Below are 23944 nucleotides of genomic sequence, written 5' to 3'. Positions count from 1 at the left end.
ATGCCATTTCCTAGGAACCCCAAGAATCTTGGGTACCCTAGGGAGGTGACTGTTAGCATTTCTTCTTCCGCCGAAACCAGCCAAAGCACCGAACCACGCACCTATGAGGTGCGAACGTATGGGTGCCAAATGAACGTGCATGATTCCGAGCGCCTCGCCGGACTTTTAGAAACCTCGGGACTGGTACAGCAGGAACCCGGAGAAGAAGTTGCCGACGTCATTGTCTTCAACACCTGCGCGGTACGCGAGAACGCGGATAACAAGCTCTACGGAAACCTTGGAATGCTGGCCCACGTTAAGGAAAATCGTCCGGGCATGCAGATCGCCGTGGGCGGATGTCTTGCACAAAAAGACCGCGAAACCATTTTGCGTAAGGCCCCGTGGGTAGATGTCGTCTTTGGAACCCACAACGTCGGTTCTTTGCCAGCCTTGTTGGAACGTGCCCGCCATAATAATGAAGCGCAGCTCGAGATCCTTGAAGCTCTTGAAGTATTCCCCTCGACATTGCCGACAAAACGCGATTCGGTGCACTCGGGTTGGGTTTCAATTTCCGTGGGCTGCAACAACACCTGCACTTTCTGCATAGTTCCAGCGTTGCGCGGCAAGGAACGCGACCGCCGACCGGGTGATATTCTCGCGGAAATTGAGGCTCTGGTTGCCGACGGCGTCATTGAGGTGACGCTGCTGGGCCAGAACGTCAACTCCTATGGTGTTGAATTCGGAGATCGGCTCGCCTTTGGCAAGCTGCTGCGCGCCTGCGGTCAAATTCAAGGATTGGAGCGCGTACGCTTCACCAGCCCGCACCCGGCCGCATTCACCGATGACGTGATTGAAGCAATGGCGGAAACTCCCAATGTCATGCCGCAGCTGCATATGCCGTTGCAGTCGGGATCCGACAAGGTTCTCAAGGACATGCGTCGGTCTTACCGTTCCAAGAAATTCCTTGGCATTTTGGACAAGGTGCGTGAGTTGATTCCGCACGCGGCAATCACTACAGACATTATTGTTGGCTTCCCGGGTGAAACCGAGGAAGACTTCCAAGCCACCTTGGATGTTGTTGAGGCATCGCGTTTTTCCAGCGCCTACACCTTCCAATATTCAATACGCCCCGGCACCCCAGCCGCCGAGTTCGAAGACCAATTGCCTAAGGCAGTGGTTCAGGAACGCTTTGAGCGTCTCACAGCCTTGCAAGATCGTATCGGTGCCGAGGAGAACGCCAAGCAGGTTGGTCGCACGGTTGAAGTTATGGTGACGGCTCAACCGGGTAAAAAGGCAAGTGAGACTCACCGGTTGACCGGGCGGTCCACCGACCAGCGTTTGGTGCACTTTTCGATTCCCGAGGGCGGTCAGACTCCTCGCCCCGGTGATCTTGTCACACTTCCGATTACCGGGGCAGCCGGTTTCCATCTAGTCTCAGATCCTGCGTCTCTTGCCGAATACTCAGTCCGCCGTTCACGCGCCGGAGATGCGTGGGATCGGTCGCAGGCTGATTCGTGTGGAACACCAGTTCCGGGAACTACCGGTGCCAAGGGAGTAAACCTTGGCATGCCATCTTTGCCACTAAGAAAGTAGTAATTACTCAATGACTCTTCCGGTAATCGCCGTGATTGGACCAACCGGAACCGGTAAATCAGATCTTTCTATTGCCCTAGCTCAAGAGCTCGGGGGCGAAATCGTCAATGCCGATGCCCTGCAGTTCTACCGCGGCATGGATATTGGCACCGCCAAACTTCCCCTAGAAGAACGTGGCGGTATCCCACACCATCTGTTGGATATTATGGATGTGCGCCAGGAGGCAAGCGTTGCTCGCTTCCAAGCCGACGCACGTCAAACCTTTGATGAAATCCGTGCGCGGGGAGCTGTCCCCATCTTGGTCGGTGGCTCCGGGCTGTATGTGAGGGCAGCCTTGGATGAAATTGATTTTCCTCCCACGGAGCCTTCGGTGCGTGAGCGTTTAGAGACTGAGCTCAACGAAAAAGGTCCGGGTTTCCTTTCTGCTCGGCTTGCCGAAGTTGATCCGGCCTCGGCAGCACGCAATCTCGATGAGCGGCGCATGATTAGGGCACTTGAGGTCTATGAGATCAGTGGTAAGCCGTTTAGTTCTTACATGCCGGAACGCAAGTATCATGTTGCAGCTATTCAGGTCGGGCTGAACATTGATCGTGCGCTGCTACACGAGCGTCTAGAAACGCGGGTTTCTAGGATGCAGGAACACGGGCTACTCGATGAGGTGCTCCGGCTCGACTCCGAGGGTTTGCGCGAAGGAAAGACAGCATCGCGAGCCATTGGCTACGCACAATTTCTTGAGGTACTTGATGGCACCATGAACCAGAAGCAAGCTGCCGAAAAAACCGTGATTGCTACCCGACAGTTTGCACGTCGTCAGGTCACCTGGTTTAACGCAGATGAGCGTGTCCAGTGGTTTAACCCCATGGAACCGGAGCTAGTACACGCGGTACTCCAACGCATTAGAGCAACCCCAAGGTCTTAGCTCACTAGAAAAGTTGTTATACGGGAGCAACAATGTTTTTCGAGGATAAAGGCTTGCCCGTATCCTTAAAGCCATGAGCGTTGCACAAGTATCATCCACGTCCACCGAATCACTATTGTCATTGGTGGGGCCGCTGGAATACGCCAAGGGACACGGGACCGGCAACGACTTTGTGCTTGTCGCCGACCCTCACGACGTTCATGCGATTACCCCGGACCAGGTGGCAGCCATCTGCGATCGAAACCGTGGCATCGGGGGAGACGGACTGATTCGCGCCGTGCCATCGGCGGCGCTGCCCGAGGGCCGCGCAATTTTGCGCACCGAACCAGCTGCCGAATGGTTCATGGACTACCGCAACGCAGACGGATCACTCTCCGAGATGTGTGGCAATGGCGTGCGAGTCTTCGTGCACTTTTTGGTCAGTGAAAAGCTTGTAGATCTTCCGCTGGGCGCAACATTGTTCATTGGAACCCGTGGCGGGCTGAAATCGGTGAGTCGAGTGCCCGAAGGCTACGCCGTGGATATGGGCCCGTGGGAGTTCATCTTCCCGCAGTTAGCAACAAGCAACGGGCTCGATTCGGTGGTGCGCACCGAGGGACTGTCACAGGCCCGGGGAGCGCTTTCGGTGAGCATGGGCAACCCACATACCGTCATTGCCGTGGCAACGCCCCAAGAGCTCGCTGAGCTTGAACTAACGATCAATCCTGTGGTTGAGCCGCATCCACCGCGGGGAACCAACGTTGAATATGTGCTTCCCACAGAGCCACTGATCACTAACGGCCTAGGAAGTTTAACGATGCGGGTTCACGAACGCGGTGTGGGGGAGACCCTATCGTGTGGCACCGGTGCCTGCGCAGCAGCAGTAGCCACCCGGCATTGGGCTGGTGCTCAGAAAACAAACCAATGGATGGTAGAAGTGCCGGGCGGAAAACTTGGTGTGAAATTTGTTCTTGGTGAAACGGGTAAGGAACACGTGATCCTCAGTGGCCCGGCCGTGCTAGTGACGCGCGGACGTATCTGCGCACAGTAGAAAACAAACGCAGCAGAAACCAGAACGTTGACCCGGTGTCCGTTCGGTTACTCATTGGACTCCCAGCGTGCAGAATGTAGGCCAAAGTGAATGGCTCCGCTCAATGAAATTGAGCGGAGCCATTCACGATCGCTATCTAATATAGCCAAGCTTATGCTTCGAGTGGGCGGTGAATCCTGATCGTTCTAAAGGCCTTATCGGTGGATGTACGTTCAACGGTCCACGATCCTGGCAGCTGAGCGGCGATCCATTTCTGCAACGAATCGGCACCCAAGTTTTTCTGGACTACTAACCACGCGTTTCCACCGGGTGCTAAACGCGGCAACCACAGCAAAAGCAGCTCGTGTAAGGCTTCCTTACCGATACGAATGGGCGGGTTAGACCACATGGTATCGAACTCAAGGGCTGGGTCGACGGCTTCCGGGAGTGAAACCTTAACGTTTTTCAGACCCAGTGAGCCTGCGTTATCGCGCGTCAAGGCGATGCTTCGTTCATTGACGTCCACTGCGTAGACGGTTGCCTCGGGAGAGGCCAAGGCCATGCTCAGTGCAATGGGGCCCCAACCGCAGCCAATATCAAGGAGATTACCGGCGGTTGCCGGGGGCGGAACCGAACCCAAAAGCACTGCGGTACCCTTGTCGATCCGGTCGGGGCTGAAGATACCACCGGAGGATTGGACCTTGCGGGTGGCGCCGCCCAATTCGACGCTAATCGTGCGTCGCTTTTCCGGAGTTGACGGTTGCGCGCTGAAGTAATGTTCGGAGCTCATGTTGGCAGGTTAACCGCCAGCGGCGACAAACCCAAACCGAAACCTCGCTTTATGCCCCATTTTCGTCGTTTATTCACTGTGATTTACCGTACTGCGTGAAAATCATCGAAGTGATAGAGTTTTCCCTATGACTTTGATTTTTCTGTAAGACGCAGCTTAAGTACTCCTAGCGAACCAGCTGGCGGATCACGCCATCGCACCATCTGGGTTCCTGCCACGCGCCGAAAAGTCATTTCCTTGTAGTCATCTCAAGACCCATCACCAACGATATAGCCGTCTTAGACGGTAACTGCGTTCTGGGCCATTCCGACTCCCTGCCATGACACGGCTGAGCAGTACCCCTGAAAAATCACCAGCAGAGGGAATCTCATGCATTCAAAAGATGATCATCCACACGAACAAGGCGCTTCTGTCGGCGCGGGGCACTATTCTGGAATACAGCACTCAAAGGGGAACATGACCAACTCACAGCATTCAGGTCCAAACGACAACGACATGGACGAGGCACAGATCCAGGCCGCCATTGAACGGATCCTTGCCAGCGACAAATCTGTCGCCGAAAAGAGCACTCATTTTGGTGCGCCCGAAGGAATCTTCTCCGGACGTGCCCAAGCGCTGAGCAACCTCAGTAAAGAACACTCGATCTTTGACGGTTCCCAGCAGGAACTTGAAGAACGTCGTGCACTGCGTCGCGTCGGCTCGATGTCTACCGAGCTCGAAGACGTCAGCGAGGTTGAAAACCGTCAGCTACGCCTCGAACGCGTGGTACTTGCCGGTATCTGGACCGAGGGAACTTCAACCGACGCCGAGAACTCGCTACGCGAACTCGCAGCCCTTGCGGAAACCGCTGGCTCGGAGGTCCTTGACGGAATAGTTCAGCGTCGTGCCAAACCCGATGCGGGAACCTACCTTGGATCCGGTAAGGCTCAGGAGCTGCGCGAAATCGTCGCAGCCACCGGCGCCGATACCGTCATTATCGACTCCGAGCTTTCCCCCTCGCAGCGTCGCGGTCTCGAAGACGTGGTCAAGGTCAAGGTCATTGACCGTACAGCGCTCATCCTCGATATCTTTGCCCAGCATGCCAAGAGCCATGAGGGTCGCGCTCAGGTAGAGCTGGCGCAGCTTGAATACCTGCTTCCACGCCTGCGTGGTTGGGGCGAATCGATGTCGCGTCAGGCAGGTGGCCGTGTGGGCACCGCCGGTGGCGGCATTGGTTCCCGTGGCCCGGGTGAAACAAAGATTGAACTTGACCGTCGTCGTATTCGCGACCGCATGGCAAAGCTTAAGAAAGAAATCAAGGGAATGCTTCCGGCCCGTGAGGCCAAGCGTGCCAACCGTAAGCGCAACGCTGTTCCCTCGGTCGCCATTGCCGGATATACCAACGCCGGTAAGTCCTCACTGCTGAACCGTTTGACCCATGCCGGTGTCTTGGTAGAAAACGCACTGTTCGCAACGCTTGATCCGACCGTGCGCCAGGCAACGACCGAGGACGGGTTGAACTACACGCTGACCGACACCGTTGGTTTTGTGAAGGGGTTACCCACCCAGCTGGTTGAGGCGTTCCGTTCAACACTTGAAGAAATTGCCGAATCTGATCTGATCTTGCACGTCGTTGACGCGGCGCACCCGGATCCGGAGGGCCAGATCGCCGCCGTACGTGAGGTGCTCACGGACGTCCAGGCCCGGAACATCCCGGAAATCATCGTGTTGAATAAGGCGGATGTTGCTGATCCGTTTGTTGTTGAACGTTTGCGTCAACGCGAACCAAACCATGTCATCGTCTCGGCACGTACCGGCGATGGCATTGAAGAACTGTTGCAAAAGATCAGCGATTCGATTCCACGCCCCGGTGTGCAACTAGAATTGATGATTCCCTATGATCGAGGCGACGTGGTCAACAAACTCCACGGCGCAGAGTCCGAAATCCTTTCCATGGAGCACACCGAAAACGGTACTCACATGATGGTGAAGGTACGCGAAAGCATGGCCGCGGAAGTGGAGCAATTTAGTATTCATGGCTGAGGAATCAGAAGTCATTGCCCTGTTGGATACTGCCGTATCCGCCATGGGCGGGCAAAGCCGACCGGGTCAACACGAAATGGCCAAGCAGGTGGTGCGCGCCATGGAAAGTGGCGAGCACCTACTGGTGCAGGCAGGAACCGGAACCGGCAAGTCGATGGCTTACCTGGTTCCTGCTCTGGCGCACGCTGTTGATGCGGAAAAGCCGGTGGTGATATCCACTGCAACACTTGCATTGCAAGCCCAGATTGTGGGCCGTGATGTGCCGCGCCTGCTCAAATCCCTCAAGGGCGTGCTGCCCCGTGAGATGGATGTTGCCTTGGTGAAGGGGCGCGCCAACTATGTGTGCCAATACAAGCTCGGTGGCGGTTATCCGGATGAAGACGAGGGCGCGCTCTTCTCCTTGGAGACCGAGGCGCCGGTAGCCGGCGGATTTGCCGACGGGCCTAGCTCCGGGCTGGGCCAGGAAATTGTGCGTTTACGGCAATGGGCCGAACGCACCGATACCGGGGATCGTGACGATCTCAGCCCGGGCGTCAGCGATAAAGCTTGGCGTCAGGTTTCGGTCAGTGCTATGGATTGCTTGGGAGCACAAAAGTGTCCCATGGCAGCCGAGTGTTTTAGCGAAATGGCACGCGCCCGAGCCTCCGAGGCCGACGTGGTGATCACCAACCATGCGATGCTTGCCGTTTCCGCTTTTGAAGGCCTTGCCGTACTGCCCGACTTTGACACGGTCATCATCGATGAGGCTCACGAGCTGCAAGATCGGGTCACCAGTTCGGTGACCCGACCGTTATCGGTAAATATGGTGCAAACTGCTGCCTCTGTGGCGCGTAAGCATTGCGGTGTTAGCGTTGAATCGCTCAATCAGGGAGCCAAGGCCTTGCATAAGGCACTTGAGGGCGTTCCCACGGGGCTGATGGCCCGTGGCCTGAATGATGAGCAGGCGGCGGCAATCAACCAGATTGCCGAGGCCGCACGTGTGGTGCTTTCTGATTCCAAGCCGGAGCTTAACGCTCCGGCGGATGGCGGACGCCAGATGGCACGCTCACAGGTCATGTATCTAGTTGAGCAGTGCACCAAGATGCTTGAAATGACTGATGATCATGATGTCATTTGGGCTTCCCGTCCCGGGCACTTCAGCCCGGGGGAGGGCTATGTGCAACCAGATGAGTCGAGCCAACCGACGCTGAATGTTGCCCCACTTTCGGTGGCCGGAAAACTTCGCGAGGGGCTTTTTGATGGGCGCACCGTGGTGCTGACCAGCGCCACCCTTGCAATTGGTGCCGCATTCGAACCGGTTGCCGGGTCTTTGGGTCTGGTGGGCGATGGCGCACCGACGTGGAATGGAGTTGATGTTGGCTCGCCCTTCGATTATCCCAAGCAAGGCATCTTGTATGTTGCTAAGCACTTGCCCAAACCAGGGCGTCAGATGTCGCAGGAAATGCTCACCGAGATTGAGGATTTGATCAAGGCCTCCGGTGGTGGTGCGCTGGTGCTCTTCACTTCTCGGCGCGCGGCCGAAGATGCTGCGGAGATCTTGCGCGCGCGGATCGATATTCCGATCTTGTGTCAGGGTGAATCGAGCATGAAAGCACTTGTTGACCAGTTTGCTGCAGAAACCGATACGTGTCTTTTTGGCACCATGACATTGTGGCAGGGCGTTGATGTGCCGGGGGATGCATGCCGCTTGGTGATCATCGATAAGATTCCTTTCCCGCGCCCCGATGATCCGCTCTCCTCGGCCCGCAGCCGCGATGTCGCAAAGCATGGCGGCAATGGGTTTATGGCGGTGGCGGCGAGTCATGCTGCCGTGCGTTTGGCGCAGGGTGCCGGCCGATTGATTCGTACCGTCAATGACAAGGGTGTTGTTGCGGTGCTGGATTCACGTCTGGCTACCGAACGTTATGGCACGTTCCTTCGGGCATCGCTGCCACCGCTGTGGTCAACCGTTGATAAGCCAACAGTGATTTCGGCATTGGAACGGCTTAGCGAAGGCTAAGTGTGCTTGATAGCTTGAAGAAAATGGCTTGGGGTAAGAATTAATGATTCTTACCCCAAGCCATTTTTGGTTGGACGAGAAAAGCTTTTGGGGGCTGGTTCTTGATGAACCAGCCCCCAAAGATACGCGGGATGAGCGCGTGTAGCTACATGCCGTTTGAAGGTGCCCTCTAGATGGAGCGCATGACCGAGACAACCTTGCCCATCACCGTTGCTGCATCGCCAAGGATCGGCTCGTAGCGCGAGTTCTGTGGCAGCAACCAGGTGTGTCCGTCGCGTTGGCGGAAGGTTTTAACTGTTGCTTCATCGTCGAGCAGTGCCGCAACGATGTCGCCATTGATTGCGGTCTGCTGACGGCGGACCACTACCCAGTCTCCATCGCAGATTGCAGCATCGATCATCGAGTCTCCGCTGACCTTGAGCATGAAGAGTTCGCCGTGGCCCACCAGTTGGCGTGGAAGGGCAAAGACGTCTTCGACTGCTTCGTCGGCGAGGATTGGATTACCTGCGGCAATGCGTCCCACTAGGGGCACCATTGCCGTATCAGCGGAGGTGCTCAGCTCCGAGACATTCATGCCATTGGCTGCCTTCAGCTCGATTTGTCCATCTGCAACATCCAGCTTGACGTCGTCCTTGAGCTGGAGTGGAAGCAGGATTTCCATGGCGCGCGGACGGCGTGGGTCACGACGGATGTAGCCGAGCTTTTCGAGCTGGCTCAGTTGGTGGGTGACGCTGGAAAGGCTAGCAAGGCCCACCGCATCACCAATTTCGCGCATCGATGGTGGGTAGCCATTGGCAGTCACCGAGCGTTGGATGGTCTCCAAAACTTTTTTCTGGCGAATCGTCAGGCTCTTTGCATCGCGCCGAGGAGTTCGTTGTTCGGTAGTCATTCTTAGTGCCTCATCCCGATCGTCGCCGGTTGCCTGGCGTTTTTACGCAAATTGTCGGTGTGGGGTGATGGGATAAATCCCTAGCTCCACAACACCTATCTTAGTGGACTGTGACGACTCTTTCAAAGATTTGTTCGAATCCATCTGGACACGTGTCGTCGAAAGGTGCTAGAAATAACTTACGACCTCCGAACACTTGTTCGATAGATGTGTTCGAACACTAGAAGCTAGTTCAATCTCAGGCCAGCAAATGCGCGGCCATTGAACACTTAGGAAAGGCAACGACATGGCAAACACTGCTTTCTCGGCCCCGCTCCACCTCGTACCAGAACCAGCGGCAACCACCACGCGATCAGATCTGGCGCCACTGCGCCTGACGCGCCGAGGCAAATTCGTCCTCATTGGCATGCCAATCTTCATCCTGAGCGTCGGAGTACTGATGCTTATTGGTGTTTTTCTCTCCCCGGCAAAGGCCTCGGCTGATGCGCCACTGGGCGTTGACGCACTAAACGTCACGGTTGTTGAGGGGGACACTCTGTGGGGGCTTGCCCGCGAATTCGCACCAAACACCGAACGGCGCGAAGCAATTCGACAGATCGCCGAACTGAACAATCTGCATGGCAATATCCTGCACGCCGGAACCGAACTGTTTATTCCACGCGACAACTAGGCGCCCGAGCGGGCGATGATGTGACCTCTTGCATCATTGCTAACCAATTGTTACCGCGCATCATGACGCTAATTCTGATGCAGTGTGCGGCGCCACTTAGACTTGTCGCGTGAATGAACGGCTAAATCGCCTGGCAAAACTGCCCCTGCGAGAAAATCTTCAAGGTCTAGAACCTTACGGCGCACCCCAAATTGATGTTCCAATTCAGTTGAACGTCAATGAAAACACCCATCCGCTGCCCGAAGCCGTTCATCGTGCCATCGTCGAAGAGGTCTCCGCGGCAGCCATTGGGCTTAACCGTTACCCGGATCGCGAATTCACCGAATTACGCGAACGCCTGGCAGGTTACCTAGGCCACGGACTTGGCGCAGATAATATTTGGGCAGCCAACGGCTCCAATGAAGTCCTCCAGCAGGTACTCCAAGCCTTTGGCGGCCCAGGTCGCTCGGTCATGGGATTCCCTCCCACTTATTCGATGTACCCACTCCTGGCCTCCGGAACCGATACCGCTTACATCGCCGGTACCCGCTCGGCAGGTTATGGTCTCTCGGCAGCCGACGCCGCCGAACAGGTGCGAGCAGCTGCACCTAATATTGTTTTCCTCTGTTCACCAAATAACCCCACGGGCACGGCCCTGGGACTCGACGTTGTCGAGGCGGTGTACGACGCAGGAATAGCTAGCAACGCAATCATCATCGTTGATGAGGCCTACGCCGAATTCGCGCACACCGGAACCCCATCGGCACTTTCGCTGCTCGAGGGGCGCGAACGCCTAATCGTCTCGCGCACCATGTCCAAGGCCTTCGCGTTGGCAGGTGCACGCCTTGGCTACCTGGCAGCAGCGCCCGAAGTCACCGATGCCATCCGCTTGGTCCGCTTGCCCTACCACCTCTCGGCGGTCACCCAGGCGACGGCAAACGCGGCACTAAAGCACGTCGATGCCCTACTCGCCAACGTTGAGGACATCAAGATCCAGCGCGACCGCATCGTCAACGAGCTCACCCGCATGGGTTTGACCCCGGCATCTTCTGATTCAAACTTCGTCTTCTTTGGTGGCCTTGAAAACCCGAGATTCATCTGGGAAGGGCTTTTAGAAGCCGGCGTCATCATTCGGGACGTCGGCATTCCCGGACATCTTAGGGTCACCGCCGGCACCGAAGCAGAAACCACGGCGTTCCTAGAACGCCTGGAAGAATTGCTCAATCAGGGTTCACTCGGGCTCTCACGCTAAACTCAAGGGTGCAGGTGGTATCCAACGCTGCTTAACTGCGACCACCTGCCTCCGACATCATCGTCAAAACGCCTGATCATAAGGAATGTGCATGTCTGCCGAAAAACTCACGGGTCGTCGCGCTCGCCTCGAACGCATTACCAGCGAGTCCTCAGTCTTTGTTGAACTCGACCTTGACGGCACAGGCCGCTCGGAAATCAGCACCGGCGTACCGTTCTATGACCATATGCTCACCGCCCTTTCCAAGCATTCACTGATCGACCTCACGGTCCGTGCCACGGGCGACGTCCACATCGACGTGCACCACACCGTCGAAGACACGGCAATCACCATCGGTGAGGTACTGCGCACTGCCCTTGGTAACAAGGCAGGCATCCGACGCTTCGGCACCGCTTACGCGCCACTAGATGAGGCACTTGCCCGCGCCGTCGTCGATATCTCCGGACGCCCCTACCTGGTGCACGGTGGCGAACCAGCAGGCCAGGAATACCACCTGATCGGTGGACACTTCACCGGCTCCATGACCCGCCACGTCTTCGAATCGCTGACCTTCCACGCGCAGATCTGTGCCCACATTGAGGTCATCTCCGGCCGCGACCCGCACCACATCGTCGAAGCCCAGTTCAAGGCGCTTGCCCGCGCACTGCGCGAAGCAGTAGAAACCGACCCACGCATTGGCGACGCCATCCCTTCCACCAAGGGCGCGCTGTAAATGGGCGAACGCAAAAAAGTAACAGTCCTTGACTACGGTTCGGGCAACGTCCGATCCGCGGTCCGCGCCTTGGAAGCCGCGGGGGCAGAAGTAACCCTCTCGGCTAAAATGGACGACATCCTTAACTGTGATGGACTGTTCATCCCCGGTGTAGGTTCCTATGCCGCGGTGATGAAAGCACTCAATGATGTCGGAGCCATCCGCTGGATCGGCCGCCGCATTGCCGGGGGACGTCCGGTACTTGGTATCTGCGTGGGGCATCAGGTCTTCTTCGAAGAAGGCGTTGAACACGGCATCCACACCCCGGGTATTGGCGAGTGGCCAGGCACCGTTGAACTGCTTAAGGCACCAGTAGTTCCACACATGGGCTGGAATACCGTCACCCCACCGGCGGGAAGCAAACTGTTCAAGGGCATCGAAAACGAGCGCTTCTACTTTGTGCACTCCTACGCCGTACAGGAATGGAACTTCGACGTGGCCCAGCCCAAGATGGTTCCCCCGCAGGTGACGTGGTCCGAACACGGTGTCCCGTTTATCGCAGGGATTGAAAACGGTCCGCTGTGCGCCTTGCAATTCCACCCGGAAAAATCGGGTGAGGCCGGAGCTAAACTGCTGCGCAACTGGCTGGAGACCCTGTAAAAAATGTGGACAATTATCCTCATGGCAGGTGCCGGACTTCTTGCAGGCGGAGCACTTTCGCTACGCCAACAACGGGCCCACGTTTCCTGGATCATCGTCTGCTGGGTACTGGCAGGCATGTGTCTGCTCGCCGGATATTTCCTGACTTATTAATATAATTCCCCCTCATGGCACCTTGCGCGTGAGGGTGGCCCGAACCCGCATGTTGGGTTCGAAAAATCTAAGGATTGAGAATGACAAACACGGATACCAATATCCTTGAACTACTTCCAGCGGTAGACATCGCCGACGGTCAGGCAGTGCGTCTGGTCCAGGGCGAAGCCGGATCCGAAACCGGTTACGGCGAACCGCTTGAGGCAGCACTTGCTTGGCAGAACGCCGGCGCCGAATGGCTGCACCTGGTTGACCTTGATGCAGCATTTGGTCGCGGCAACAACACCGAAATCGTGCGCAGCATTGCCGAAAACCTGAAAATTAAGGTTGAGCTCTCCGGCGGAATCCGCGATGACGAATCCCTGGAACGCGCCCTCGAATTCGGGGCAACCCGCGTAAACCTAGGTACCGCAGCATTGGAAAACCCTGAATGGACGGCACGCGCCATTGCCCGCCACGGCGATAAAATCGCTGTTGGCCTCGACGTACGTGGAACTACTCTGGCCGGCCGCGGCTGGACCAAAGAAGGCGGGGACATCTGGGAAACCCTAGCTCGCCTCGAAGATGCAGGCTGCGCGCGCTATGTAGTCACCGATGTGACCAAGGATGGCACGTTGCGTGGCCCCAATGTGGAATTGCTGCGTGAAATGTGCTCCCGCACTGCCAAGCCGGTAGTTGCCTCCGGTGGCATCTCAAGCCTTGAAGACCTACGCGTACTACGCGAATTGGTTCCGCTGGGCGTCGAAGGTGCAATCGTTGGCAAGGCACTATACGCCGGCAAGTTCACCATGCAAGAAGCACTTGATGTTGCGGGACGTCGCTAGAAAATAAGCAACCTACTCGTCATTTGCGGGCGAGTTACACCACATCAGTAAAACCTTCACTTAGCGTGTTTTTGGCGCGGTACTAGGGATCTAAGGGCTCGTCACCAATGCGTTGGTGAGGAGCCCTTAGCCGTGTCGCGAGATAGCATGTGCCTATGAGCGCGAATTCTCCTTCTTCCCACGAGTCTGATCAGACACCCCGCCACCTTCCGGGCCATATTGCCGCGGCCCTTGCCCGTGCCGGGGCAGCAACCGATTCTGCTGGTCAGGGCTGGGAAGGCCGAGATTTGAGCGGAGATGGAAATCCGCTACATAATTTCGATAACGACAATGGTCTCACCGACCCGAACCTAGCGACGGCCATCGAAGAGCTAATTGCCGGCACCGGTAGCGAACAAGGCGTCCAGGCTGCCCTTGCAGAAGCCCGTGTCTACATTGCCGTGATGGCCGAACTTGCCGAGGGTGCCTTGGGTGAGAACGGATTCGTTGAAGATAAAGAAGCCGATATGGCTCTTGTAACACTCAATGCCCCCGACGGGCGCACCGCTCTACCAATTTTCAGCAGCGTTGAAGCCCTCCAGTCATGGCACGCCGAAGCCAGGCCGGTAGCCGTCTATGCACCGCGTGCTGCGCTCTCCGCTGTTGCAGAGGAAGCCCAAATGCTGGTCCTTGACCCGGGCGCCGACTTTACCTTTGTGCTGCGTCGCCCCGGCATGTGGGCACTGGCCCAGCAAAAAGACTGGACCCCCAGCTACCTGAATGAAGAACTGGCAACCCTCGTGGCCCAAACCGCGGGCAGCGAAAGCATCCTTGCCTCCATCCACATTGCCCCCGGCCACGGCGTCGGCACGCGCAACGCGGCCGGAACCAGTGTTCCCGGCGGGGGATCGGGGCCAGAACTACGCCTCGAATTCACCTTCAATCCCGGCGTCGAAGAAACCGAAGCCCGCGCATGTGTCTCACGTATTCATGGCGCGCTTGCGGAAAATAAAGAATTTGCCGAAAACGTAGATTCACTAGAAATCGCCCTCAAGGCCTCACCACCACAGGAACACCACGCATGAAATTTGGGCGCTACAGCCAACTACTCAAACAACCAGGAGTAGGCCCGCTTCTTTTGGTAGGCATGATCGCCCGACTGCCACACGCGGCAATTGGCATGCTGTTGCTCTTGCACCTGGTCAATGAGCTGGATCGGGACTGGGGCTCGGCGGGTCTTGTTGTTGCACTAATGACAATTGGCATCGCACTGGGAGCGCCCTGGCGTGGCCACGTAGTTGACCTGTACGGTCTGCGCCGTGCACTACTTCCCTCGGTCATCATCGAGGCAGTGGTGTGGTGCATCGTCCCGCAGGTCTCCTTCATCTGGGTGCTGCCACTTGTCTTTATTGGCGGCCTCTTCGCCCTGCCGGTGTTCTCCGTGGTGCGTACTGCCCTGGGGGTCATGACCACAGGAGAGACCCGCCGCTCCGCGTTTGCCCTTGATGCGATGGCCACCGAACTTGTCTTTATTGTGGGTCCCGCCTCAGCTGGCATCGTTGCCACCTCGTTGAGCACCACCATTGGCATGATCGGCATCGCCGTTGCGTCCTCCGGTGCCGGGCTGGTCCTGATGGCATTGAACCCGCCCACACGTAGTGATCAGCCCGGAGCTGTGGCCAAGAAGGCAAATCCACATGAGGAACGCCTCGCCGCCGAAGCTTCACTGATTGCTTCGGGGCCAGGCGGCCTAGCAAATGTTGAAGGTGAATTGATCCTTGCCGGATCAAAATCAACACGTGCCCGCATTGCCGAACGTGGCAAAGACTTTAGAAACAAATTTGGTTGGGTCAGTGCCTCGGTCATTGCTGTGTTCATTGCCGCATCCGGTGCCGGGTTGGTGCTCTCTGGTACCGAGGTAGGGATCCTCTCGCTGCTCGATGAGAAGAATAGTTCCGGTTCACTGGGTATTGTGTTCTTCTTCTGGTGCGGTGCCTCATTGATTGGTGGGTTGATCTATGGGTCGCTCAGCCGACGGATCTCACCGATTGTGTTGTTATTGGCCATGGCGGTGCTGACATTGCCTATGATGTATGCCACCGACACCTGGTCGCTAGCGCTACTTTCGATTCTGCCGGGCATGCTTTGTGCCCCGGTACTCTCGGCGGCCTCGGAATGGTTGACTGACCTGGTTGCTGAAAAGCGCCGTGGCGAAGCCATGGGCTGGTATGGCTCGGCGCTCACCAGCGGCACCGCCTTGGGTTCCCCGATTACCGGCGCCTCCGTTGATGTGTTTGGTTCGGCTGCGGCCTTTATTGCCGTGGGTAGTGTGGGTGCAGCAGTGAGCGTTGCAGCACTGGTAGCTCAGCAGGTGCGGCGCAAACGCCGGGCACGGGTCCGCACGCTAATCTCCGAAAGTACTCCGGTCACCGAGCTCTAAAGGTTTGCTGCGCACACACCCCCCCTTAGGTGTCTCTTGCCCGGGCACCTTGAGAGTTGCTAGCTCTGCTGAAGTAGGGGGTTTTTGGGTATAAAAATAGTGCTGGGTTCAGCTTCGTTTCGAAGCCGAACCCAGCACTAAAGTTCTTGGGGTTTTATAACAGGTGGCTGTTAGTTCACCGGACCGGTGAGCTTTTCGCCCGGTCCCTGTCCCGGTGCATCCTGAATGTGCGATGCTTCACGGAAGGCGAGCTGTAGCGAGCGCAGGCCATCGCGCAACGGACCCGCGTGCTGGGAGCCGATCTCCGGTGCAGCGGAAACTACGAGGCCGGCCAGGGCGGTGATTAGCTTGCGTGCCTCGTCGAGGTCTTTCAATTCTTCGGCGTCATCGCCTGCGGCTAGGCCACATTTGACTGCTGCGGCGCTCATCAGGTGAACTGCAGCCGTGGTGATGATCTCCACTGCTGCAACTTCGGCAATGTCGCGAATTTCGTTGGTAGCGTCGGTGGAAGCCGGATTGGTTTGTTCAGTACTCATAATGCTAAGCTTTACATAGACCGACTGAATCTGTGTATTTGGAAGCCTCACCCACGCGGTGTTTGTGACCAAGCAGCCTAGATCCAGTAAGCAAGTGGAGGCCACTCCCACCCGCAGCAGCCGAATCAGGCGGCCGGGTATATTCGGTACCTACCATCCACGGATGGATAGGTCACGGTGAATTATCACCGATCGAATCTCGAGGCCTTCGTTTGCAACCGCAACCGAGGGCCTTTCCTTTTGTCGCGGTGGCCTGAAACTACGAACTACTCAGGAGCTACACATCAGCGATCCACGCATTAATGATCGAATCCGCGTCCCAGAGGTGCGGCTCGTCGGCCCAGCCGGTGAACAGGTTGGCATTGTCCGCATCGAGGACGCACTCCGTCTTGCCGTGGAGTCCGATCTAGATCTCGTAGAGGTTGCGCCGACCGCAAAGCCTCCAGTGTGCAAACTGATGGACTTCGGAAAGTACAAGTACGAGGCTGCGGTCAAGGCGCGCGAAGCGCGCAAGAACCAGACCAACACGATCCTCAAGGAAATTCGTTTCCGCCTGAAGATCGACACTCACGACTACGAAACCAAGGTCGGACACGCACTAAAGTTCCTGGCCGCCGGTGACAAGGTCAAGGCCATGATTCAGTTCCGTGGCCGTGAGCAGCAGCGCCCGGAGATGGGTATCCGTCTTCTGGAGAAGTTTGCCGAAGCAGTCGCCGAGGTTGGCACCGTTGAGTCAAGCCCCCGCATCGATGGCCGCAACATGGTCATGGTTGTAGGACCGCTGAAGAACAAGGCAGAGGCCAAGGCCGAAGCCCGCCGCTTGGAACAGCGCGAAACCGACAAGGCCAAGGCAGCTAACGCCAAGAACCGAATCGACACCGACGAGCCGCAGGGTGAACTTGCTGGCTCGGTAGCGGATGTCATCGAATCGGACATCATGGAGAAGCTCGCCAAGGTACGTGCAGAAGCAGCAGCCGAAGAGGCCGCAGCCAAGCTCGCACCGAAGGTAGCCCCGGTCAAGGCAGCACCTGCCGTGACTAAGGCACCGGCCAAGGCAGCACCGGTACGCGAGGCCCGCCCAGCAGCTAAGGCACCGGCTCGTCCGGTCGCCGCGGCTCGCCCGGCAGCAGCACCGGCCCCTAAGCCAGTTGTCGCAAAGCCTGTTGCAGCACCAAAGCCAGTGGCCATGCCGAAGCCGGTAGCCGCACCCAAGCCTGCGGGCAAGCCGGGTCCCAAGCCCGCAACCCGCGCCGTCAAGCCTGGGGCAACTAAGTAACATCGCCCCAAGCTGGGCACGCTCTAACGAGCAACACCAGAACAACGGATTCCCTCAAACGCGGGAGTGCGCAAGATCCCCGGCCCGCAAGGACCCCCGGGAGCAAGTAAGGAGAACGGCGGATATGCCGAAGTTCAAGACCCATAGTGGCGCCAAGAAGCGCTTCAAGATCACCGGTAGCGGTAAGCTGCAGCGCCAGCAGGCTAACCGCCGCCACTACCTGGAGCACAAGTCCTCCCGCATCACCCGTCGTTTGGCTTCTGACCAGTTGGTCGCCAAGGCGGACGTAAAGACCATCAAGCGGATGCTCGGTCTCTAACACCAGTCCGTCCTGGGAGTCCTGCACTGCAGGAACCCCGACCATCTAAAGAATTTTTGCTTGGCCCAATATTTGAGGCCAAGTGGAACAAAACAAAGGAGTACACACGTGGCACGTGTGAAGCGGGCAGTAAATGCTCATAAGAAGCGTCGCGTCATTCTTGAACGCGCAAAGGGCTACCGTGGTCAGCGTTCGCGCTTGTACCGTAAGGCCAAGGAGCAGCTGCTCCACTCGTACGTCTACAGCTTCGCGCACCGTCGCAAGCGCAAGGGTGACTTCCGTCGCCTGTGGATCCAGCGTATCAACGCTGCATCGCGTGCAAACGGCCTGACCTACAACCGCCTGATTCAGGGCCTGAAGGCAGCATCGGTCGAGGTCGACCGCCGCATGCTTGCCGAGCTTGCTGTTTCCGATGCCAAGGCTTTCGCAGCACTGGTTCAGGTTGCAAAGGGTGCCCTTCCGGCTGACGTAAACGCCCCAAAAGCATCTGAGACAGTAGCAGCCGCACCTAAGGCCGCAGCCCCTAAGAAGGCCGCAGCCAAGGCTACTGTCGTTGAAGGCTCCTCACCTGCCGAAAAGGCAGTAGCAGCCGGTGCTTACAAGGCCGTTGAAGGCGAAGACGCTCCGGCGGACTTCATCGTCAAGGGTAACGCTCAGTCCAACAAGTACCACGTACCGGGCTCGACCTGGTACGAGCAGACCGTTGCTGAGTACTGGTTCAAGGGCATCGAAGATGCCAAGGCCGCAGGCTTCGAGCCTGCAGGTGGCGAAGCACGCCAGCAGATCAAAGACGCCTAGTCTTTGAAACGCTAAAACGCTTTTCGTGCAAAGGGATGGAATCGAACTCGATTCCATCCCTTTGTGCTATCCCCGGTAAACTCAAAGTCATGAATCTGACCGAAGACCACGATGAAACCATGACCAACGTCCGAGCCGAAAAGGTTCGCGAGGTCGCCCGTCTGGCCACCCGTACCGGACGTGCACGTGCCGGAGAATTTTTGGCCGAGGGACCCCAAGCAGTCCGCGAAGCAATGAAGTCTCACATCGCTCGCGATGCAGAAGGCAAGGGCGCGGTTGTCCGCCAAATTTTTGCCACCGACGATTGCCTAGATAAATACCCAGAATTTGAAGAAATGGTCGCCAAGGCCCCGGGCGTACGCGCCCGCCTGGTAAGCCCCGAGGTACTCGCCGCCATGGCAGATACCGTCACCCCGCAGGGCATCGTCGCCACCTGCGTCATCCCGGAAACCGAGCTCGAGCAAATCCTTGCCGCAAAGCCAGCACTCGTTGCGGTCCTGTGCCGCGTCCAAGACCCAGGAAATGCCGGAACCATCCTGCGCGCAGCCGACGCCGCGGGTGCCGATGCACTGATCCTCACCGGTGGCAGCGTAGATATTTACAACCCCAAGGCCGTGCGCTCAACCGTTGGATCGATCTTCCACCTGCCCATTGCCACAAACGTTGAACTCTCCGAGGTCATCGCGGCCCTGAAGGCACAAGGCAGCACCATCCTGGCCGCCGATGGCTACGGAGCCGCAGACCTAGACGAACTGCAGGATGCAAGTGCTGCACGGCGCACCGGTGGCACCTTTGAAACCAACAGCGAGGCCCCGGTACTCGAAGACCCAACTACGTGGCTCTTTGGAAATGAAGGCCAAGGACTGAATGAGGATGAGCTCTCACGCGCCGATCACCGCGTTGCAGTACCGCTCTACGGCATTGCCGAATCCTTGAATGTCAGCACCGCGGCAACCGTCTGCCTCTACGCCTCGGCCCGGGCACAGCGCCGCAAGTAACTGTTCCACGTTCTTCCCCCAAGGCTTGAACACCGTCATGCTCTTGGGGGGAAGAGTGCACCGGGCACAAAAAATATTGCCTACCCTCGTGGCTTGGTACCTCGCGGGGCATAAACTCACGCTACCCTTAGGTTCGAATCGAAAAATCTGGGTCTCGGCCCGAAATATGAAGTGTGAGATGAAAAGGGGCGGAACCCATGGCAGCATCCGGAGGCACTAAGGCGGTTGTCGCAGCATTAGCAGCCAACCTGACCATCGCCGTATTCAAGTTTGTTGCCTGGGCGGTCACTGCCTCATCCTCAATGCTTGCCGAAGCAATTCACTCGGTAGCAGACTCCGGGAACCAAGTCCTCTTGCTGGTGGGTGGTAAGAAAGCTCACCGACAGGCAGACGAAGAACACCCCTTTGGATATGGGCGCGAACGCTACGTGTATTCATTCATCGTCTCCATCGTGCTCTTTAGCGTGGGTGGGCTTTTTGCGCTCTATGAGGCGTGGCAAAAATTCAAAGACCCACACGGCATTGAAGGCAGATGGTGGTGGGTTCCCTTGGCCGTATTGATTGGTGCAATCATTGCCGAGTCGCTGTCTTTCCGTACGGCTATCAAAGAATCGAACCACGTACGCGGAAAGCAATCGTGGTCAAAGTTCATTCGCACGGCAAAAGCCCCTGAACTACCGGTGATCTTGCTTGAAGATTTTGGTGCACTCGTTGGTCTGGTCTTAGCCTTGCTGGGCGTCAGCCTCACCCTGGTGACAGGTAACGGTGCCTTCGATGCCGCGGGTACCGCCTGCATTGGTGTGTTGCTGGTACTCATCGCGATAGTTCTGGCCATCGAAACCAAGTCGCTGTTACTTGGCGAATCCGCAACTGTTGAGCACGTACATGCCATTCGTGAGGCGCTGACTGCAGATGGATCGACACTGATTCACCTCAAGACCCTGCACCTGGGCCCCGAGGAAATCCTTGTTGCAGCAAAGATTTCGGTACCCGAAAATTCATCGGGGGCACAGATCGCGCAGGCAATTGATGCTGCCGAGATACGTATCCGGGCTGCAGTTGAACACAAATGTGTCATCTATATTGAGCCAGATGTTTTTGCTGCCGCGCGTGCCGCGGAGCTCGAAAAGTAAGAAGAACTTTGAAACAAATTGTTGCCGCGGCGATCCTTGATTCACTAGAAAATCCCACCCGTTTGCTCACGGCCCGCAGGACGGCTCCACCAACAGTTGCTGGCATGTGGGAGTTTCCTGGTGGAAAAATTGAACCGGGGGAGAGCTGCCAAGAAGCGGTACACCGGGAAATTACGGAAGAACTTGGGGTCAGCCTAGAGCTGGGTAGCGAAATATTTGGTCCTCTTGAACCAGGCTGGCAGCTCAACGACAGCGCAGCAATGCGTGTTTGGTTTGCCGAAATCAGCTCCGGTACCCCGGCACCGCTTGAGGATCATGACCAACTGCTCTGGGTTGATCTCGACCTTGCCTCGTTAGAAGCTCTCCCATGGATTCCGGCCGATCTTCCAATAGTTCGCGCTGTTCTTTCCGAGGCACAGGCCGGGGCAACCCGGTGATCCTGCTGACCGGGTTCGAACCCTTTGGTGGAGAAACTTTCAATCCCTCGTGGACACTTGCCCAGCGCGCCGCAGAAATCCTCGAAGCAGCCGGGTTTACGGCGCGTGCAGCGCTACTGCCCTGTGTTTTTGATACGGCACCGGTAACACTGAACGAACTGCTACACCACTATTCCCCGGACCTGGTGATCAGCCTGGGCCTGGCAGCCGGACGCAGCTCCCTGAGTCTTGAAAAGATTGCCATCAATCACATTGATGCACGCATTGCAGATAATGCGGGGGAGCAACCCATTGACACTCCTGTTGTAGCGGATGGCCCGAACGCCTACTTCTCAACGTTGCCGTTGAAACGTGCAATGCAAGAAATCAATGCCCGGAGCACTGCCGTGCGGGCAGAAGTATCTTTAACGGCGGGTAGCTTTGTCTGCAACCAAGTCTTTTATGCGCTCATGCATTTCCTCGAGGGGCAGGAAGGCATGTGTGGAGGCTTCATTCACATTCCATCAATTGAGCAAGACACTGTATTGCTTGAAGAATTTGCCCAGACACTGGCGGACATTGCCCGTATGGGGTTGGAGACTCAAACGGAACCAAGTATTAGTGCCGGGCACCTACACTAGTTTTTCGTGGCGCTTATGAGCTCCCAGGAGACCTCAACATGTACCGAGAGTTCTTGCTCACCGGCAACCACAGGCATTGAACTTTCGGCCATGACAGCAGCCTTGGCTCTGAGCACCGGTCCGGGCACAGCACCGCGAATTTCTTTGACGCTCAAGGTGCTTCCCAGCGAGCAGCCAGCCAGCGCAGCTAGTTGTTTCGCCTTGGCCCGAGCGTCATTGAAGGCAAGTTCTCGAGCTTGATATTGTGCGGGCAGCGGATCTGAAACCTCCGCAGTGACCGAATTGATGCGCAGGTAGTCACCACCAGCCGCAAGAGCTACGGCAAGAACCTCGGAGACTTCTTCAATCCCCACGCCGGTGAGCTGTAGTGAGGTATCTGCCTCATAGCCCACCACAACATTTTCCTCATTGTGCCAGCTTGTGCGTGAACGTAATCCAATACCGGTTGTTGCTAGTTTTACCAGTGGTGTATGCGAACTGAGCGCCGAAATCATATCGGTCGAGCGCTGGGCCACCAATGAGTAGGCTCCCTGGGCTTGGTCGTGGCGTGCCTCAATGGCTAATGAAATGCTCATGAGATCGGGAACCTCTGACACTGTGGCAGAACCGTTCATAGTGATGAATTTCTTTTTACTCACGGTCGTTTCTCCTTCGGCTGGGGGCAATGAATAACTAGAGCTTGGTCGCTGCTGTCCGGCCCGGTGTGGACTTGCACAATTTTTCGATGCGGCCCACCACCGTCACAAGGATCGCTGGCACCGCATTACGCGTGGGGCGCTGAACATAGCCACCCGCGCGTAGCCCGGCAAAACGTTCAAAAATATTTGCCGAAGCCGGATCCCCGGTGCGTATCAGTGAGTACGCGGCAGCGGCAAAGTACAGCCCAATGAACGGTAAGCCGAGGCACAAGGCGTATTGGGTGCAATGTGTTTCCTCATGGGCAACGAGGTGCGGATGCAATGAGGGATCCCGGAACCTAGGGCGAAAAAACACCACATTACCCATGGTAAATGCCCCGGCCAGCGGCAACCGTGGAGAATAATTCAGTGCATAGTGGAGTCCGGAAGGACCTGCAACAACCCTGCAACCTGTGGCCCTGGCAACTATCAAGGCACTGGGTGTCGAAAGGTTTACCCAGTTCAGCAACGCTCGTAAACGCTTCCAGCCGTCCATGAGTCTCAGTCTAACCAAATGCATGGTTTCCGTGGATCGGAAACTCACCGGCACGACACGATTATTTCACTCACAGGTCTACCCGATAGAGTTGTTCTTTGACGTGGGGAAATTTTCCATTCAGAGCCCCCATCCCGAGGAGATTAAATGAAGAAGATCGTATCCATCGTTGGTGTCATGGTGGCATTGGTTTTGAGTTTGACCGGTTGCATGAAGATGGATGTTGACGTTCAGGTCTCCAGCCCGGAAAAGGGCTCAGTTACCACCGTTGTTGGCGTTGAAAAGAAATTGCTCGGCGGCCAAAGCCTCGACGCGGTACTGGCGCAGACCGGTGCTACCGAGGAACAGCTCATGGGACAGCTTCCCGAGGGCGTCACCAAGACCCCATTTGAAGATGCAGAATTCCTTGGTTACAAATTTGCTGCCACGGATAAGTCACTGACCGAACTCAACGACATGTCGGCACAGATCGGCGTCAAGTTTGAGATCGAATTCCGTGATGGCTTGTACTTCTTCAGCTCCACCGGTTTCGGTGGAACAGATGTTTCGACGCTGAGCGAATCGACGCTAACTGTTACATTCCCGGGTGTTGTTACCGAGGCTAGCGCTGCCGGAGAAATCTCCGGAAACACCGTCACCTTCGACTTGAAGAACACCGAGGGTGAACTTACCGCTACGGCAAAGGAAGCAGATAACACCGCGTTGCTGCTCTCCGGTGCCTTTGGAATCTTGGCATTGATTGGCGCAGCTGTTGGCGTAGCCATCATGCGTCGCCCAGAAGTTAGCGAAGCACACTAGAGATAGCT

The 23944-nt window shown here is 56.9% G+C and carries 26 protein-coding genes; 21 read left to right on the top strand and 5 right to left on the bottom strand.

The window, feature by feature from the left end:
* The 3 genes from miaB (at nt 1) to dapF (ending at nt 3521) form a co-directional block, all read left to right on the top strand.
* On the top strand, nt 1-1572 hold the full coding sequence (miaB, locus tag CQ018_RS10185; RefSeq protein ID WP_258142552.1) for a tRNA (N6-isopentenyl adenosine(37)-C2)-methylthiotransferase MiaB: 1572 nt from the start codon (nt 1-3) through the stop codon (nt 1570-1572).
* A gap of 10 nt (nt 1573-1582) precedes the next feature.
* Complete coding sequence (gene miaA, locus CQ018_RS10180) at nt 1583-2491, top strand: tRNA (adenosine(37)-N6)-dimethylallyltransferase MiaA (RefSeq protein ID WP_105549902.1); 909 nt, start codon at nt 1583-1585, stop codon at nt 2489-2491.
* A gap of 73 nt (nt 2492-2564) precedes the next feature.
* Nucleotides 2565-3521, top strand: a complete 957-nt coding sequence (gene dapF, locus CQ018_RS10175) for a diaminopimelate epimerase (protein ID WP_105549901.1) — start codon at nt 2565-2567, stop codon at nt 3519-3521.
* A 151-nt stretch (nt 3522-3672) separates the two neighbouring features.
* On the opposite strand, the gene CQ018_RS10170 is transcribed toward dapF, so the two are convergent.
* Complete coding sequence (locus CQ018_RS10170) at nt 3673-4290, bottom strand: class I SAM-dependent methyltransferase (RefSeq protein WP_105549900.1); 618 nt, start codon at nt 4288-4290, stop codon at nt 3673-3675.
* A 456-nt stretch (nt 4291-4746) separates the two neighbouring features.
* Here CQ018_RS10170 and hflX point away from each other — a divergent pair, with 456 nt between their 5' ends.
* Nucleotides 4747-6312 (top strand): GTPase HflX, encoded by a 1566-nt coding sequence (gene hflX / locus CQ018_RS10165; protein WP_105549899.1) that lies wholly within the window; start codon nt 4747-4749, stop codon nt 6310-6312.
* The gene (locus tag CQ018_RS10160) at nt 6305-8311 is read left to right on the top strand and encodes an ATP-dependent DNA helicase (RefSeq protein ID WP_105549898.1); all 2007 of its coding nucleotides are present in this window, start codon (nt 6305-6307) and stop codon (nt 8309-8311) included. Before hflX ends, CQ018_RS10160 begins: the two co-directional genes overlap by 8 nt.
* 169 nt (nt 8312-8480) lie before the next feature.
* Here the strand turns inward: CQ018_RS10160 and lexA are convergent, their stop codons facing one another.
* A complete protein-coding gene (gene lexA / locus CQ018_RS10155) occupies nt 8481-9200 on the bottom strand; it encodes a transcriptional repressor LexA (RefSeq protein WP_105549897.1) in 720 nt (239 codons plus the stop codon).
* 286 nt (nt 9201-9486) lie between these two features.
* Here lexA and CQ018_RS10150 point away from each other — a divergent pair, with 286 nt between their 5' ends.
* The 8 genes from CQ018_RS10150 to CQ018_RS10120 all read left to right on the top strand — a co-directional run bounded on the left by CQ018_RS10150 (nt 9487) and on the right by CQ018_RS10120 (nt 15848).
* Nucleotides 9487-9870, top strand: coding sequence for a LysM peptidoglycan-binding domain-containing protein (locus CQ018_RS10150; RefSeq protein WP_105549896.1), 384 nt, complete (start codon nt 9487-9489; stop codon nt 9868-9870).
* Between the two features lie 109 nt (nt 9871-9979).
* Nucleotides 9980-11101, top strand: coding sequence for a histidinol-phosphate transaminase (locus tag CQ018_RS10145; protein ID WP_105549895.1), 1122 nt, complete (start codon nt 9980-9982; stop codon nt 11099-11101).
* Between the two features lie 91 nt (nt 11102-11192).
* A complete protein-coding gene (gene hisB, locus CQ018_RS10140) occupies nt 11193-11813 on the top strand; it encodes an imidazoleglycerol-phosphate dehydratase HisB (protein WP_007272437.1) in 621 nt (206 codons plus the stop codon).
* Nucleotides 11814-12452 carry an imidazole glycerol phosphate synthase subunit HisH gene (gene hisH, locus CQ018_RS10135; RefSeq protein WP_105549894.1) on the top strand — a complete coding sequence of 213 codons (639 nt, stop codon included), beginning with the start codon at nt 11814-11816 and terminating at the stop codon, nt 12450-12452.
* 3 nt (nt 12453-12455) lie between these two features.
* Nucleotides 12456-12605: a hypothetical protein gene (locus tag CQ018_RS20070; protein ID WP_181149836.1), complete on the top strand. Its 150-nt coding sequence runs from the start codon at nt 12456-12458 to the stop codon at nt 12603-12605.
* An 80-nt stretch (nt 12606-12685) separates the two neighbouring features.
* On the top strand, nt 12686-13429 hold the full coding sequence (gene priA / locus CQ018_RS10130; protein ID WP_105549893.1) for a bifunctional 1-(5-phosphoribosyl)-5-((5-phosphoribosylamino)methylideneamino)imidazole-4-carboxamide isomerase/phosphoribosylanthranilate isomerase PriA: 744 nt from the start codon (nt 12686-12688) through the stop codon (nt 13427-13429).
* A 155-nt stretch (nt 13430-13584) separates the two neighbouring features.
* Nucleotides 13585-14493, top strand: a complete 909-nt coding sequence (locus CQ018_RS10125; RefSeq protein WP_105549892.1) for an SseB family protein — start codon at nt 13585-13587, stop codon at nt 14491-14493.
* Nucleotides 14490-15848, top strand: coding sequence for an MFS transporter (locus CQ018_RS10120; RefSeq protein ID WP_105549891.1), 1359 nt, complete (start codon nt 14490-14492; stop codon nt 15846-15848). The genes CQ018_RS10125 and CQ018_RS10120 overlap by 4 nt, the downstream gene beginning before the upstream one ends.
* 170 nt (nt 15849-16018) lie before the next feature.
* Here CQ018_RS10120 and CQ018_RS10115 read toward each other — a convergent pair whose 3' ends face one another.
* Entirely contained in the window at nt 16019-16384 is a 366-nt protein-coding gene (locus tag CQ018_RS10115; protein ID WP_105549890.1) for a DUF1844 domain-containing protein, read from the bottom strand.
* 325 nt (nt 16385-16709) lie between these two features.
* On the opposite strand from CQ018_RS10115, the gene infC reads away from it, so the two are divergent.
* The 7 genes from infC to CQ018_RS10080 all read left to right on the top strand — a co-directional run bounded on the left by infC (nt 16710) and on the right by CQ018_RS10080 (nt 21965).
* Complete coding sequence (gene infC, locus CQ018_RS10110; RefSeq protein ID WP_374954189.1) at nt 16710-17660, top strand: translation initiation factor IF-3; 951 nt, start codon at nt 16710-16712, stop codon at nt 17658-17660.
* A gap of 124 nt (nt 17661-17784) precedes the next feature.
* Nucleotides 17785-17979: a 50S ribosomal protein L35 gene (rpmI, locus tag CQ018_RS10105; RefSeq protein ID WP_105549888.1), complete on the top strand. Its 195-nt coding sequence runs from the start codon at nt 17785-17787 to the stop codon at nt 17977-17979.
* Nucleotides 17980-18087: 108 nt separating this feature from the next.
* A complete protein-coding gene (rplT, locus tag CQ018_RS10100) occupies nt 18088-18777 on the top strand; it encodes a 50S ribosomal protein L20 (protein WP_105549887.1) in 690 nt (229 codons plus the stop codon).
* Nucleotides 18778-18866: 89 nt separating this feature from the next.
* Nucleotides 18867-19775: an RNA methyltransferase gene (locus CQ018_RS10095; protein WP_105550111.1), complete on the top strand. Its 909-nt coding sequence runs from the start codon at nt 18867-18869 to the stop codon at nt 19773-19775.
* 197 nt (nt 19776-19972) lie between these two features.
* The gene (locus tag CQ018_RS10090; RefSeq protein WP_105549886.1) at nt 19973-20908 is read left to right on the top strand and encodes a cation diffusion facilitator family transporter; all 936 of its coding nucleotides are present in this window, start codon (nt 19973-19975) and stop codon (nt 20906-20908) included.
* Nucleotides 20909-20916: 8 nt separating this feature from the next.
* The gene (locus CQ018_RS10085) at nt 20917-21345 is read left to right on the top strand and encodes a (deoxy)nucleoside triphosphate pyrophosphohydrolase (RefSeq protein WP_105549885.1); all 429 of its coding nucleotides are present in this window, start codon (nt 20917-20919) and stop codon (nt 21343-21345) included.
* Complete coding sequence (locus CQ018_RS10080) at nt 21342-21965, top strand: pyroglutamyl-peptidase I (protein ID WP_181149835.1); 624 nt, start codon at nt 21342-21344, stop codon at nt 21963-21965. Before CQ018_RS10085 ends, CQ018_RS10080 begins: the two co-directional genes overlap by 4 nt.
* On the opposite strand, the gene CQ018_RS10075 is transcribed toward CQ018_RS10080, so the two are convergent.
* Together CQ018_RS10075 and CQ018_RS10070 are read right to left on the bottom strand one after the other, a co-directional pair.
* A complete protein-coding gene (locus CQ018_RS10075; RefSeq protein ID WP_105549883.1) occupies nt 21962-22603 on the bottom strand; it encodes an SIMPL domain-containing protein in 642 nt (213 codons plus the stop codon). The two genes, CQ018_RS10080 and CQ018_RS10075, sit on opposite strands and share 4 nt — an antisense overlap.
* Nucleotides 22604-22637: 34 nt before the next feature.
* Nucleotides 22638-23138, bottom strand: coding sequence for a DUF4157 domain-containing protein (locus CQ018_RS10070; RefSeq protein ID WP_258142550.1), 501 nt, complete (start codon nt 23136-23138; stop codon nt 22638-22640).
* Between the two features lie 147 nt (nt 23139-23285).
* On the opposite strand from CQ018_RS10070, the gene CQ018_RS10065 reads away from it, so the two are divergent.
* Nucleotides 23286-23936, top strand: a complete 651-nt coding sequence (locus tag CQ018_RS10065) for an LppM family (lipo)protein (protein WP_105549882.1) — start codon at nt 23286-23288, stop codon at nt 23934-23936.
* The last annotated feature ends 8 nt before the right edge of the window (nt 23937-23944 follow it).

This window comes from Arthrobacter sp. MYb227, assembly GCF_002975435.1.
Taxonomy (GTDB): domain Bacteria; phylum Actinomycetota; class Actinomycetes; order Actinomycetales; family Micrococcaceae; genus Paeniglutamicibacter.
The sequence above is the reverse complement of the archived record's forward strand: the minus strand, read 5'-3'. Positions and strand labels throughout refer to the sequence as shown.

Coding starts and splice junctions, on each gene's coding strand:
- CQ018_RS10095 (WP_105550111.1), top strand. CDS start 18,867: ATGAATCTGACCGAAGACCACGATGAAACCATGACCAACGTCCGAGCC.
- CQ018_RS10150 (WP_105549896.1), top strand. CDS start 9,487: ATGGCAAACACTGCTTTCTCGGCCCCGCTCCACCTCGTACCAGAACCA.
- CQ018_RS10125 (WP_105549892.1), top strand. CDS start 13,585: ATGAGCGCGAATTCTCCTTCTTCCCACGAGTCTGATCAGACACCCCGC.
- miaB (WP_258142552.1), top strand. CDS start 1: ATGCCATTTCCTAGGAACCCCAAGAATCTTGGGTACCCTAGGGAGGTG.
- hisB (WP_007272437.1), top strand. CDS start 11,193: ATGTCTGCCGAAAAACTCACGGGTCGTCGCGCTCGCCTCGAACGCATT.
- CQ018_RS10170 (WP_105549900.1), bottom strand. CDS start 4,290: ATGAGCTCCGAACATTACTTCAGCGCGCAACCGTCAACTCCGGAAAAG.
- CQ018_RS10065 (WP_105549882.1), top strand. CDS start 23,286: ATGAAGAAGATCGTATCCATCGTTGGTGTCATGGTGGCATTGGTTTTG.
- CQ018_RS10120 (WP_105549891.1), top strand. CDS start 14,490: ATGAAATTTGGGCGCTACAGCCAACTACTCAAACAACCAGGAGTAGGC.
- CQ018_RS10115 (WP_105549890.1), bottom strand. CDS start 16,384: ATGAGTACTGAACAAACCAATCCGGCTTCCACCGACGCTACCAACGAA.
- rpmI (WP_105549888.1), top strand. CDS start 17,785: ATGCCGAAGTTCAAGACCCATAGTGGCGCCAAGAAGCGCTTCAAGATC.
- dapF (WP_105549901.1), top strand. CDS start 2,565: ATGAGCGTTGCACAAGTATCATCCACGTCCACCGAATCACTATTGTCA.
- CQ018_RS10160 (WP_105549898.1), top strand. CDS start 6,305: ATGGCTGAGGAATCAGAAGTCATTGCCCTGTTGGATACTGCCGTATCC.
- CQ018_RS10070 (WP_258142550.1), bottom strand. CDS start 23,138: ATGGACGGCTGGAAGCGTTTACGAGCGTTGCTGAACTGGGTAAACCTT.
- CQ018_RS10090 (WP_105549886.1), top strand. CDS start 19,973: ATGGCAGCATCCGGAGGCACTAAGGCGGTTGTCGCAGCATTAGCAGCC.
- hisH (WP_105549894.1), top strand. CDS start 11,814: ATGGGCGAACGCAAAAAAGTAACAGTCCTTGACTACGGTTCGGGCAAC.
- hflX (WP_105549899.1), top strand. CDS start 4,747: ATGACCAACTCACAGCATTCAGGTCCAAACGACAACGACATGGACGAG.
- lexA (WP_105549897.1), bottom strand. CDS start 9,200: ATGACTACCGAACAACGAACTCCTCGGCGCGATGCAAAGAGCCTGACG.
- CQ018_RS20070 (WP_181149836.1), top strand. CDS start 12,456: ATGTGGACAATTATCCTCATGGCAGGTGCCGGACTTCTTGCAGGCGGA.
- miaA (WP_105549902.1), top strand. CDS start 1,583: ATGACTCTTCCGGTAATCGCCGTGATTGGACCAACCGGAACCGGTAAA.
- priA (WP_105549893.1), top strand. CDS start 12,686: ATGACAAACACGGATACCAATATCCTTGAACTACTTCCAGCGGTAGAC.